This is a genomic window from Burkholderia sp. JKS000303, assembly GCF_002563755.1.
Lineage (GTDB): Bacteria > Pseudomonadota > Gammaproteobacteria > Burkholderiales > Burkholderiaceae > Burkholderia > Burkholderia anthina_B.
Window position 1 is genome coordinate 272,941 of the sequence record NZ_PDBZ01000001.1, and the last position, 12,803, is coordinate 285,743.

Here is a 12,803-nt window from a genome sequence, read left to right on the forward strand (position 1 = left end):
GGCGCCGCGGACCAGTCAGAACGTGACGGTCCATGCGGGCGACGCGCCCGTGCCGAGGTCGGACGGCGATGCCGAATGCGGGCCGGATGGACGCGCGCGGCTGAGCATGAACGGGGTGCCGTGCTGGCAACGCACGCTCGGCACGCCGGCATCGGCCGCCCGGCGCGCACCCGTGCCAATCGAGCAGATCTCCGGAATGGTGAGACTGATCCGGAGCGGAATCGACGGCTCCACCGCGCTGCCGAGCGACACTGCGCCCAGCAGCGCGAGCGCCAGCGCGCCGCGTGCGATTCGGCCGATCGACTGCATCGCTCCGCTCTCCTTCAGGCATCCGTTGAACGTACTCAAGGAGTATCGGCGCGCGCATGGAAAACTTGAGCGCAACCCATGTGGTCCGGCCCCGCTTCGCGCGGCGAGCGGGTGGGGAATTCGCGGGACATCGCGCAGAAGCGGCCTGGCGACCGCACGATGAACGCAGCCGGCACGCATTCTCGACGGACGGACATAACCGCCCGAACACGCGGATACGAAAGAAGCGGGCGCCGGCCTGCCAGGCCCGGCGCCCGATGCTGCATCGGTCAGAACCGATGCACGATGCCGAGCTGCACGCCGCGGGCGTTCGCGCCCGGATAGGCGAGCGGCAGGCCCGGGTTCGCCGCACCGGCGAGCGTGTACCCCGCCTGGTTCCGGTTGCGCAGGTACGACAGCGCGCCATAGAAGCTCGTGCGCTTCGACAGGTCGTACTCGTACATCAGCCCGAACTGGTCCGCGTTGTCGCCCTGCGACGTCTGGTCGTGCAGGTACGCATAGCCGAGCGCGACGTAGTTCGCCGGGTTGAGCTGATACTTGACCGACAACCCGTACACGCGCGAATCGATCCCGAGGTCGTCCCACTTCACCGCGGAGAAGCCGCCGTACACGGTGGCCTTGCCGATCTCGTACGACGCACCGGCCATGATCGTGCGATCGGTCGTAGTCGCCGTCGTGTTCTTCAGCCACTGCCCCGCGACGAACGCCGCGAACGGCCCGTGCTCGTAGGTCAAGTCGAACTGCTGGCTGGAGCCCGCGGAACGCACGCCGCCCGCGTCGCCGAAGCCGAAGTACAGCCCGGCCTGGAACCCGGCGATCTCGGGGCTCTGGTACGACAGCGTATTGCTGGTGCGGAACGAGAACACGGTCAGGTTGTCCATGCCGGACGCCTGCGTGACGCCGCCGAACGCATCCTGTCCGCCCTGGTCGTTGAACAGCGGCGAATTCTGGCGGCCCGCGCGCACCTTGCCCCACTGCCCGGCGATGCCGACCCACGCCTGCCGGTTGAACATGCTGCCCGTGCTCGCGAGCGAACCGTCGTTCGGGTTGAAGCCGTTCTCGAGCGCGAACTCGATCTTCTGCCCGCCGCCGATATCCTCGCCGCCCTTCACGCCGAACCGGCTGCCCCACTGGCCGCCGGAGCCGATCGCCGCCGTATAGCCGTTGCCGGTGTTGACGTACTGCGCGAACTCGTCGATCACGCCGTACAGCGTGACGCCGTCCTGCGCGCAGGCCGCGCCCGAACCGGCGATGCATGCCGTCGCGACTGCGATGCGAAGACCGGCGTGCACCGGCCGCGCGCGGGAACGATTTCCTCGTGCGTTCATTTTCTTAGTCCTGCTATTCAATTGAAGGAGAATGAAACGATGCCGGGCACGGTGGTCTTGCCGTGCCGGCATCGCGTGTAATCAAGTGGGGATACGGTGCGGCCCATCGCGCAGCGCGCGAAGGGCCGCTCGGGCCGGCTGCATGCCGGCCCGGCGGGCGACGCGATGCGTCAGTGCTGAACTTCGCCGCGTTCGAGCGGCAGGATCAGGCGCTCGGGGATGCTGCGGCGCGATGCGCGCGCGCCGATGTAATACAGCACGGCCGGCACGATCAGGCCGAGGATCCACGAGATGTCGGTGCCGCCGAGCGCATCGACGAGCGGGCCCGTATAGATGTGCGTCGACATGAACGGCAGTTGCACCAGGATGCCGACCACGTAGATCGTGATCGCCATCACGTTCCAGCGGCCGTAGCGGCCGTCCGGATCGGACAGCGCCGGCACGTCGTAGCGCGAGCGCGTGAAGCAGTAGTAGTCGACGAGGTTGATCGCGCTCCACGGCGTGAAGAACGCGAGCAGGAACAGGATGAACGCGGTGAATTCCTTCAGGAACGAATGGCGGCCGGCGAGCGCGATCAGCGTCGACACGCAGATCATCCCGACGATGTACACCAGACGGCTGCGCGACGACACCGCGCCCTTGCCGCGAAAGCCGCTGACGATCGTCGCCATCGACATGAAGCTGCCGTACGCGTTCAGCGCGGTCACCGTCACCTTGCCGAATGAAATGCTGAAGTACAGCAGCGCAGCCACGGCGCCCGTCGAGCCGAGACCGACGATATACGACACCTCGTGGTGCGCGAACTGGCTGCCGGCGAGCGCGGCCGCGAACACGCCGAACACCATCGCCGCCTGCGCGCCGATCACCGAGCCGAGGCCGACCGCGAAAAACGTGGCGACCGACGACGTCAAGCGCGGCAGGTAGCGCGAATAGTCGGCGACGTACGGGCCGAACGCGATCTGCCACGACGCGGACAGCGACATCGACAGCAGGAAGCTCGCGAGCGAGAAGTGCTTGTTCGCGAGCAGCGCGCCGACGTCGTGATTCGCGAACAGCTGCGTGAACATGTAGACGAACGCGATGATGCCGATCACGCTCGCGATCCGGCCGACGAAATGGATCGCACGGTAGCCGAACACGGTCAGCACGACGATCACGGCCGCGAACAGCAGGATGCCGGCCGCGTCGTCGACGTGCAGCAGCTGCGCGACGGCCTGCCCGGCGAGCACCGAACCGCTGGCGGAAAAGCCGATATACATCAGGCACACGAGCACGATCGGGATCATCGCGCCGTACACGCCGAACTGCACGCGGCTCGAGATCATCTGCGGCAGCCCGAGCTGCGGGCCCTGCGCACCGTGCAGCGCCATCACGGCGCCGCCGACGAACTGGCCGAGCAGCAGCGCGACCAGCGACCAGAACACATCGCCGCCGAGCACGACCGCCAGTGCGCCCGTGACGATGGCCGTGATCTGCATGTTCGCCGACAGCCACAGCGTGAACTGGCTCAGCAGGCCGCCGTGGCGTTCGGTGTCGGGGATGAAGTCGATCGAACGGACCTCGATCAGGCCACCGGCTTTTCCACTGGGATTCGTTGACACGGGTAAATCTCCAAGATACTGAGGATCACAAATGGTTTGGACGAGACAGGAACCTGCCGAGCCGCCCTTTCGGCTCTTCGCGTGCGGTGCGCCGTGGATCGCCGGCATGCGCCACGCACGGTCTGCACGCTGGCGCGCAACCGGCACGACGTGTACCGACATTGCCAGCGGATGATCTTGTATATACAACTTGCGTGATATCGGTGATTACCCGGTATCGGGGCATTTTGGAAATCGTCCGAATAATCAGGACTTATCCGATCTTCACGGTCGCAAGTTGAGCGTTTGAAAAATGAAAGGTTTGGCGCCGGAAAGCGGTGCCGGATTTGAAGCGCGCGACGGGCGCGGCGTGGGTGGAGACGATCGGCATGAAGCGGCCGCGCGAATGCGCGGCGCGTGCAGCGGGGGTCTAATGCGATCGAATCGCGGGTGTGCTGCGCGATCCGCAGCGTCAGGATTTCATCGCCGGCATCGTCCAGTTGCCCGGTCGACGTCCAGCCGAGATGCCGGTAGAAACCGTACGAACGCGATGCCGGATCGGATCGTTCATCGTTCGATGTGTGGCGTTGCCGTCACCGCGCGCCGCGACGGCGCGATGCATGCAGGCAGATCAGTTCCAGCGCGATCGTCGCGCCGGCCAGCGACGTGATTTCCGCGTGATCGTACGGCGGCGACACTTCGACCACGTCCATCCCGACCAGGTTGATGCCGTTCAGATGACGCAGGATCTCGAGCGCCTGATGGCTCGACAGCCCGCCCGAAACCGGCGTACCGGTGCCCGGCGCGAACGCCGGATCGAGACAATCGATGTCGAACGTCAGGTAGACCGGATGATCGCCGACGCGTTCGCGAATGCGCGCGGCGACCGCCGCCGGCGTCGACGCGTGCACGCTGCGCGCATCCTGGATGTCGAATCCCATCGGTTCGTCGTTGGTCGTGCGAATGCCGATCTGCGCCGAGCGTTCGGGCGCGACCCACCCTTCGCGCGCCGCGTGATAGAACATCGTGCCGTGATCGATGCGCTTGACGTCGCGATCGGGCCACGTGTCGGTGTGCGCATCGAAGTGCACGAGCGACAGCGGGCCGTGCACCTTCGCATGCGCCTTCAGCAGCGGATACGTGATGAAGTGATCGCCGCCGAGCGTCAGCATCGCGCAGCCGCGCGACAGGATCGCCTCCGCGTGCCGCTCGATCGCGCCCGGCACCGACTCCGGCTGCCCCAGATCGAACGCGCAGTCGCCATAGTCGACCGCGGCCAGCACGTCGAACGGATCGAAGTCCCACGGCCACGGACGCTCCCACGCGATCCCGGTCGACGCGATGCGCAGCCCGCGCGGGCCGAAGCGCGTGCCCGGCCGGTGCGACGCGGCGGAATCGAACGGCACGCCGGTGATCGCGAGATCGACCCCGTCGAGATCGCGGCTGAAGCGCCGCCGCATGAAGCTCGTCGCCCCGGCGAAGCTGGGTTCGGCCTGCGTGCCGTAAAGGCTGTCGCGCGTGAACGCGAGATCGTTCTGGCTCATCGTCGGATTCCTGTCTGGTGGAGAGGCCGGTCGCACGAGCGACGACCCGATACCGATTCTGCCGCGATCGCTTCCAACGAAAAATATGAACTAACATAAGCCGACTTCACAAAACGCGATGTATTGCCATGCTGACCCGCTTGAGAGACCTGGATGTGCAGTTGCTGCGGCTCTTCGTCACGATCGTCGAGAGCGGCGGCTTCAGCGCGGCGCAAGGCACGCTCGGGATGGCGCCGTCGACCATCAGCACGCAGATGGCCAAGCTCGAGACGCGCGTCGGCTTCCGGCTGTGCGAGCGCGGCAAGCGCGGCTTCCGGCTGACGCCGAAAGGCGAACGCGTGCTGCAATCGACGCGGCGGTTGCTGCAGGCGATGGACGTATTCACGCGCGATACGCAGCATGTGTCGGGCACGTTGCTCGGCGAGCTGCGCATCGGGCTGTCCGAACGGCTCGCGCCGGACATCGCCGAATCGCTCGCAACGGCCGTCGGCCGCTTTCGCGAACAGGCGCCGGACGTGCTGATCGAGATGCTCGCGATGGCGCCCGACGAACTGGAGCGCAGGCTGCTGAAAGGCGAATTGCAGCTGGCGGTCGGCTACTTCTCCGGGCACCAGGCCGGGCTGCACTACGCACCGCTGTTCGTCGAGCAACAGTCGCTCTATTGCGGCGCCCGGCATCCGCTCGCCGCGAAAAAAGCCGTGTCGATGAACGATGTCGCGCAGGCGAGCAACGTCGCGCGGCTCTACAAGACCAACACGGCCGGCTCGGCGCTGCGCAACGCGCAGCCGACCGCGTTCTCCGAAAACGTCGATGCCGACGTGATCTTCATCCTGTCCGGCGCGCACGTCGGCTTCCTGCCGGACCATGTCGCGGCGCCCTGGGTCGCGGCCGGCAAGATGCGCAAGCTGCTCGCGAGCAGGCTGAGCCACACGGTCGAATTCCAGCTTGCGACGCCGAGGAACAGCGACGGCGGCGAAGCACTGGACGCGTTCGCCGATGCGCTTGCGGAACAGTTCGGGCTGCTCGACGGTTTCGCGCGCGGATAGCCGGCGCGGCAACGGCGGCCGCGCGCCGCCGGCTGCGGACGATCAGACGAGCCGATCCGACGCGACGACGTGTATGCCCGGTCGCGCATCGAGCGCGGCGTCGAGCAATGCGCGGGCGATCCGCGCTGCGGGATTCACGCGCCATTTCATCGGCAGCACGGGGCCGGCGAGGCTCAACGCAAGGACGAACAAGCGTTCGCCGAACCTGAATTCGTCGCGGCTGCCGCCGATCAGGCCGGGCCGCACGCAGGTGAGCGATGCGAACCCGACGCCCGCGAGCGCACGCTCGACCTCGCCCTTCACGCGGTTGTAGAAGATGCGCGACGCCGGATCCGCGCCGAGCGCGGAATTCAGCACGTAAGTCGGCGTGCCGTGCCGGTGCGCGAGGCGCGCCACCGCGAGCGGGTAGTCGTGATCGACACGCCGGAACGCAGCCTGCGAACCCGCGGTGCGCATCGTCGTGCCGAGCGTGCAGATCACCGCGTCGGCCTGCCACCAGTCGGCCGCCTCGGGCAGAGCGTCGAAATCGACTTCCCGCGCCTGCATCTTTGGATGCGGCGACAACGGCCGGCGCGCGACGACGACGACCTGGTCGACCCGCGCATCGGCGAGCGCGACTTCGAGGACGTGCCGCCCGACGAGTCCGGTCGCGCCGACGAGCAACAGTTTCATGTCAGGTTTTCCGTATGAGGCGTGCGCAGGTTCGCCGTAAGCAACCACGCGCGCCCGACAGCCCGCTGCCGCATCGCGATGCCCGACCCGCTCGCGGCCGATGAATCCGGCTGGATATCGACACGATGAACGGTTCGCGCGGGAGGGTCAACACCGACCTGCGGCATCCGCTATGCGCCGGTTGCCGCCTGCCGCGACACGCTCGGCGCCACGCCCGTCCAGCGCTTGTACGCCTGCGAGAACGACGACATGTCGCTGAACCCCAGCTCCTCCGCGATCTCCTTGATCGACAGCCGCCCTTCGGCGACCAGCGCCTGCGCGCGTGTCTTGCGCACCGTGTTCGAGATGTCGCGAAAGCATGCGCCCTCCTCCTGAAGCCGGCGCTTGAGCGTGCGCTCGCTCGTGTTGAGCAGCGTCGCGATGTCCTTCAGTTGCGGCGGCCGGTCGAACGGCCGCGTGGCCAGATATTCGTTGAGGAACGACACGAGATCGACGCGGGTGCGCCGGCGCGTGATCAGCTCCGCGCACATCCGCTCGCACATCGCGGCGGTCGCGGCATTGGCCTGCGGCAACGGTCGTTCGAGATGCGCATGCTCGAACGTGATCGCGTTGGCCGGCCGACCGGACCGGACCTGCGTGCCGAGCACCTGCGGCACGCCCGGCTCGGCGTCGTACGCGAGATCGAACGTCGCGAGCCCGAACGCGCTGCCGATCACGTCGCGCAGCACGCGGCAGGTGGCGCCCATCGCGCGTTCGACGAAGAAGCGCTGCAGCGGCGCGGACAGTTCGGGCGCCGCGTCGAACGCGATCGCATCGTGCCGCCCGGCCCGGCGGTAGGTCATCCCGACGAACGTGTAGGTCAGCGCCAGATAACGCCCCGCCAGCGCGACGGCGTCCATCCCGGTCGCGCTGCTGAGCAGCCCGTACCCGAGCAGTCCGTAAGCGGACAACTGGTACGACAGGCCCACCTTCAGGCCGACGCCCGGCTCGTCGCCGGTCTGCGCGAGCAAATTCGACGCTACCGCCAGCTCCTGCGCGGCCAGCACCGTGAAGTCCGGGTCGGCAAGCTGCTTGAGCGTGAGTTGCGAGCCTTTCAGCAGGGCCGCCGGCGCGATCCTGCGGTCGCGGCCGAACGCGATCATCAACAGGACCGAAGCCGGGCTGCGGGCAAAGTTCCAGACGTTCATCGGACGCCTCGTGACGAGTGTTGGCCTAGATTCTAAAGCGGTTGGCCCGCGCCAGCATGGTCGCCGCGCAGCCGCCGGATCATGATGGGATCCATCGAAACCGCCGTTTCAACCCAATCGACCGGAGTCCGCCGCCATGTCCAAGACCTACGCAGACCAGCCCGTCTGGCGCGCCATGCAAAGCTTCCTGCCGCCCGACTTCCAGTGGGCGGCCGATCACCAGCCGCACGAGGAATGGTGGCGCTGGAACGGTCATCGCCTCCATCTCGACACGTATCGCAATCCTCAGGCGAAAGTGAAGGCAATCCTGTTTCATGGCGTCGGCACCAACGGCCGGCAGATGTCGATGATCGTCGGCGAGCAGCTCGCGCGCCGCGGCTACGAGACGATCGCGGTCGACATGCCCGAGTACGGGATGACCGAGGTCGAGCGCGGCGCGCTGGTGCGCTACGACGACTGGGTGCGCGCCGGCAGCGACCTGATCGACGCGGAGCGCGCGAAGGACGATCGTCCGGTCGTGCTCTACGGGTTGAGCGCGGGCGGCATGCTGACCTACCACGTCGCCGCGCTGAACGGCAAAGTCGACGGCATCGTCGGCATGACGTTCCTCGACCAGCGCGTGCAGCAGGTGCGCGACGAAACCTCACGCAACCTGTTCATGAGCCGCGTCGGCGGCCCGATGACGCACTTCACCGCGAAGACGCCGCTGCGCGCGATGCGCATCCCGATGTCGCTCGCGAGCAAGATGCACGCGCTCGTGAACCGCGACGACGCGCTGAAGGTCTGGCTGTCGGACCGGACCTCGGCCGGCAACGCGATGACGATGGCCTTTCTCGATTCGTACATGTCGTATCGGCCGGTGGTCGAACCGGAGGATTTCCGCGTCTGCCCGATCCTGCTCACGCAACCGGCCGCGGACCGCTGGACGCCGCGACACCTGAGCGAGCCGTTCCTCGCGCGCATTCGCAACGTGCCGGTCAAGGTCGTGATGCTGGACAACGCCGGCCACTATCCGCTCGAACAGCCGGGGCTCGCGCAGATGGTCGATGCGATCGATGCGTTTTATCGGGATGTGACGGCACAGCCCGCGGCCAAGGTGCGGACGCTTTCGTGACCGGTTCTCGTTGGTGAGGTCCGGCAGGCCCGGCCCCCATTACCTGAAGCGCGCCGATCCTCCGGTTGCCGCTTCAGCGAGCCGGCTTGCCCGCCATCGCCACCGATCATTTGCAATCCGAAGAACCCGCTTTCTTCACGCCCCATCCCCCCTTTCCGCCACAAACAAAAAAGCCCCGCCGTAGCGGGGCTTCGCACTGTCGTACCTGCCGGCGCGAGAGTACGTCACACGTGCAACGCATGCCCCAACGCACGCAGCGCGGCCTCCTGCATCGCTTCGCCGAGCGTCGGATGCGCGTGGATCGTGCCGCCGATGTCTTCGAGCCGCGCCCCCATCTCCAGCGACTGCGAGAACGCCGCGGCCAGCTCCGACACGCCGCGCCCGACCGCCTGCCAGCCGACGATCAGGTGATTGTCGCGCCGCGCGACGACGCGCACGAACCCGTCGGTCACCTGCAGCGTCATCGCCCGCCCGTTCGCCGCGAACGGGAACGATGCGCTCAGGCAATCGACGCCGGCCGCGTGCGCATCGTTCGGCGACCAGCCGGCCGTCACGATCTCGGGATCGGTGAAGCACACGGCCGGGATCGATGCCGGCATGAACTGGCGGCGCCGGCCGGCAACCAGCTCGGCCACCATCTCGCCCTGCGCCATCGCACGATGCGCAAGCATCGGCTCGCCCGCGACATCGCCGATCGCCCAGACGTTGCGCATCGACGTCCGGCATTCGTCGTCGATCCGCAGCGCGCGGCCGTTGCGCTCGAGCATCAGCGACTCGAGCCCGAAGCCGTCGACACGCGGCCGGCGGCCAACGGCGACCAGCACGCGATCGGCCGGCAGCGTCTGCTCCGCGCCGTCGGCCGCCTGCACGCGCACCGCGCCGTGTTCCGCGAGCCCAAGCACCTTGTGGCCGAGCAACAGCCGCACGCCCAATCGCGCGAGCGAATCCGCGACCGGCCGCGCGAGTTCGGCATCGTACGCGGGCAACACGCGCTCGGCCGCTTCGACGACGCTGACGTCGACGCCGAGCTTGCGATAGACGGTCCCGAGTTCGAGCCCGATATACCCGGCCCCGACGACGACCAGCCGCTTCGGCAGCGTCGCGGGCGACAGTGCCTCGGTCGACGACACGACGTGTCCGCCGAACGGCATCGACGGCAGCGCGGCCGGCTCGGAACCGGTCGCGAGCAGCAGGTGTTCGCAACCAATCCGCACCGTATCGCCGCCGGTGACGACGTCGACCGTCTTGCCGTCGATCACGCGCGCGTCGCCGTGCAACACGCGCACGCCGTGCTTCTTCAGCAGCGCGCCGACGCCGCGCGTGAGCCGCTCGACGATGCCGTCCTTCCATGCGACGCTTTTCGCGATGTCGATCTCCGGCGTGCGCACGCGAATCCCGAGCGCCCCTTCGCCGGCCTGCCCGCATGCCTGCTCGAACGCGTCGGCGACGTGGATCAGCGCCTTCGACGGAATGCAGCCGATGTTCAGGCAGGTGCCGCCGAGCCGTTCACGCTCGACGAGCACCGTCGGAATGCCGAGCTGCCCCGCGCGAATCGCGGCGACGTAACCGCCCGGACCGCCGCCGATCACGAGCAACGTGGTGTGTTCGTTCTTCATTGCGCTCACTCCACGAACAGCAGCGCCGGGCGCTCGAGCAACCCGCGCACGGCCTGGATGAATTCGGCCGCATCCGCGCCGTCGACGACGCGATGGTCGAACGACGACGACAGGTTCATCATCTTGCGCGCGACGATCGCACCGTCGCGGATCATCGGCCGCTCGACCATTCGGTTCACGCCGACGATGCCGACTTCGGGATGGTTGATGACCGGCGTCGAGACGATGCCGCCGAGTGCGCCGAGGCTCGAGATCGTGATCGTCGATCCGCTGAGCTCGTCGCGTTGCGCACGGTTCGCGCGCACCGCGTCGGCCAGCCGCGCGATTTCGGCCGAGATCGACCACACGTCGCGCGCTTCCGCATGACGCAGCACCGGCACCGTGAGGCCGCCGTCCGTCTGCGTCGCGACGCCCATGTGCACCGCGCCGTAACGCGTGACGACACCGGCTTCGTCGTCGTAGCGCGCGTTGATCTGCGGGAAGTCGCGCAACGCAACCACCATCGCGCGAATCAGCAGCGGCAGCGGCGTGAGCCGGCCGCGCGTGTCGCCGTAGCGGCGGTTCAGTTCCGCGCGCAGCGATTCGAGCTCGGTGACGTCGATCTCCTCGACGTAGCTGAAGTGCGGGATGCGGCGCTTCGCTTCCTGCATCTTGCGCGCGATCGCGCGCCGCAGGCCGATCACCGGCACGTCGGTTTCGTCGTTGCGTTCGTCATAGCCGTGCGCTTGCGACGCACGCGCCGTGCCGCCGCCCGTGCGCGCATACGCATCGAGATCCGCATGCAGGATCCGCCCGGCTTCGCCGGTGCCGCGCACATAGCGCAGCTCGATGCCCATGTCCCATGCGCGCTGGCGTACCGCCGGCGATGCGAGCGGCCGCTCGCCGGGCGCGAGTGCGGCACGCGGCGACGCGGCGTGTTCGGCGCGACGCGGCTCGGCCGGCGCGCGATTCGTCGCTTGATGTGTTGCGTTCAACGACGCCGGTGCGTCGGAGGTTGCGGGCGCAGCCGATACTTCGGATGACTTGGCATGTACATCGGCCGCTTCAGCCGCGGCCGGACGCGGCGTCGCGTCCGTGCCGGCATCGCGCCCCTTCGCACCCAGCTTCAGGTTGCCGTCGCCTTCGACTTCCAGACGAATCAGCTCGCTGCCGACCGCCATCATCTCGCCGATCCGGCCACCGAGTTCCAGCACCTTGCCCGCGACCGGCGACGGAATTTCCACCGCCGCCTTGTCGGTCATCACGTCGGCGAGCGGCTGGTCTTCCGCGATCGTCTGCCCCGGTTGCACGTGCCAGGCCACCAGCTCGACCTCGGCAATCCCTTCGCCGATATCCGGCATCTTGATGACATGAATCCCCATCTCAGGCCTCCATCACGCGTCGCAACGCTTCGCCAACCCGGGCCGGGCCGGGGAAATACGCCCATTCCTGCGCGTGCGGATACGGCGTGTCCCACCCTGTGGTGCGCTCGACCGGCGCCTCCAGGTGGTAGAAACAGTGCTCCTGCACGAGCGACACCAGTTCCGCGCCATAGCCGCACGTGCGCGTCGCCTCGTGCACCACGACGCAGCGACCGGTCTTGCGCACCGACGCGACGATCGTGTCGAGATCGACGGGCCACAGCGTGCGCAGGTCGATCACTTCCGCGTCGATGCCGGTCTCCTCGGCGGCGGCGAGCGACACGTGAACGGTCGTGCCATACGTCAGCACCGTCACGTCGTTGCCGGGCCGCACCACGGCCGCCGTATCGAGCGGCACCGTGTAATAGCCTTCCGGCACCGCGCTGCCCGGATGCTTGAGCCACGACGTGACCGGACGCTCGTGATGGCCGTCGAACGGCCCGTTGTACAGCCGCTTCGGCTCGAGGAAGATCACTGGATCGTCGTTCTCGATCGACGCGATCAGGAGCCCCTTCGCGTCATACGGATTCGACGGCATCACCGTGCGCAATCCGCAGACCTGCGTGAACATCGCCTCCGGGCTCTGGCTGTGCGTCTGGCCGCCGTAGATGCCGCCACCGCACGGCATCCGGATCGTCATCGGCGCGATGAACTGGCCGGCCGAGCGATAGCGCAGCCGCGCGCCTTCCGACACGATCTGGTCGGACGCCGGGTAGAAGTAGTCCGCGAACTGGATTTCGCAGACCGGACGCAGGCCGTACGCCCCCATCCCGACCGCCGCGCCGACGATCCCGCCTTCCGAGATCGGCGCATCGAACACGCGCGACTTGCCGTACTTCGCCTGCAACCCTTCGGTGCAGCGGAACACGCCGCCGAAGTAGCCGACGTCCTGCCCGAACACCACCACGTCGCCGTCGCGCTCGAGCATCACGTCCATCGCCGAGCGCAACGCCTGGATCATCGTCATCGGCTGCGCGGTTGCCGTCGTCGTTTCATGTTGCGCCATG

At 67.7% G+C, this 12,803-nt stretch carries 11 protein-coding genes and 1 pseudogene; 2 read left to right on the top strand and 10 right to left on the bottom strand.

Annotated elements, in window-relative coordinates:
* Window positions 1–15: 15 nt before the first annotated feature.
* From BX604_RS01245 to speB, 5 genes and pseudogenes are all read right to left on the bottom strand, one after another.
* A complete protein-coding gene (locus tag BX604_RS01245) occupies window positions 16–348 on the bottom strand; it encodes a hypothetical protein (protein ID WP_143747986.1) in 333 nt (110 codons plus the stop codon).
* Between the two features lie 230 nt (window positions 349–578).
* A complete protein-coding gene (locus BX604_RS01250) occupies window positions 579–1,637 on the bottom strand; it encodes a porin (RefSeq protein WP_098549216.1) in 1,059 nt (352 codons plus the stop codon).
* A gap of 170 nt (window positions 1,638–1,807) precedes the next feature.
* The gene (locus BX604_RS01255) at window positions 1,808–3,238 is read right to left on the bottom strand and encodes a purine-cytosine permease family protein (protein ID WP_098549217.1); all 1,431 of its coding nucleotides are present in this window, start codon (window positions 3,236–3,238) and stop codon (window positions 1,808–1,810) included.
* A 434-nt stretch (window positions 3,239–3,672) separates the two neighbouring features.
* Window positions 3,673–3,780: pseudogene (locus tag BX604_RS39415) on the bottom strand (GNAT family N-acetyltransferase); the annotation flags it as partial.
* A 30-nt stretch (window positions 3,781–3,810) separates the two neighbouring features.
* A complete protein-coding gene (gene speB / locus BX604_RS01270) occupies window positions 3,811–4,761 on the bottom strand; it encodes an agmatinase (protein ID WP_098549218.1) in 951 nt (316 codons plus the stop codon).
* A gap of 128 nt (window positions 4,762–4,889) precedes the next feature.
* On the opposite strand from speB, the gene BX604_RS01275 reads away from it, so the two are divergent.
* Window positions 4,890–5,807, top strand: a complete 918-nt coding sequence (locus tag BX604_RS01275) for a LysR family transcriptional regulator (protein ID WP_098549219.1) — start codon at window positions 4,890–4,892, stop codon at window positions 5,805–5,807.
* Between the two features lie 42 nt (window positions 5,808–5,849).
* Here the strand turns inward: BX604_RS01275 and BX604_RS01280 are convergent, their stop codons facing one another.
* Together BX604_RS01280 and BX604_RS01285 are read right to left on the bottom strand one after the other, a co-directional pair.
* Window positions 5,850–6,479, bottom strand: coding sequence for an NAD(P)H-binding protein (locus BX604_RS01280; RefSeq protein ID WP_098549220.1), 630 nt, complete (start codon window positions 6,477–6,479; stop codon window positions 5,850–5,852).
* A gap of 170 nt (window positions 6,480–6,649) precedes the next feature.
* Window positions 6,650–7,666, bottom strand: coding sequence for an AraC family transcriptional regulator (locus tag BX604_RS01285; RefSeq protein WP_098549221.1), 1,017 nt, complete (start codon window positions 7,664–7,666; stop codon window positions 6,650–6,652).
* 136 nt (window positions 7,667–7,802) lie between these two features.
* Here BX604_RS01285 and BX604_RS01290 point away from each other — a divergent pair, with 136 nt between their 5' ends.
* Entirely contained in the window at window positions 7,803–8,780 is a 978-nt protein-coding gene (locus BX604_RS01290) for an alpha/beta hydrolase (protein WP_098549222.1), read from the top strand.
* Window positions 8,781–9,004: 224 nt separating this feature from the next.
* Here the strand turns inward: BX604_RS01290 and lpdA are convergent, their stop codons facing one another.
* The 3 genes from lpdA to BX604_RS01305 are packed head-to-tail and all read right to left on the bottom strand — an operon-like array spanning window position 9,005 to window position 12,802.
* Window positions 9,005–10,396: a dihydrolipoyl dehydrogenase gene (gene lpdA / locus BX604_RS01295; RefSeq protein ID WP_098549223.1), complete on the bottom strand. Its 1,392-nt coding sequence runs from the start codon at window positions 10,394–10,396 to the stop codon at window positions 9,005–9,007.
* A gap of 5 nt (window positions 10,397–10,401) precedes the next feature.
* Entirely contained in the window at window positions 10,402–11,757 is a 1,356-nt protein-coding gene (locus tag BX604_RS01300) for a dihydrolipoamide acetyltransferase family protein (protein WP_098549224.1), read from the bottom strand.
* A 1-nt stretch (window position 11,758) separates the two neighbouring features.
* Window positions 11,759–12,802, bottom strand: coding sequence for an alpha-ketoacid dehydrogenase subunit beta (locus BX604_RS01305; RefSeq protein ID WP_098549225.1), 1,044 nt, complete (start codon window positions 12,800–12,802; stop codon window positions 11,759–11,761).
* Between the last annotated feature and the right edge of the window lies 1 nt (window position 12,803).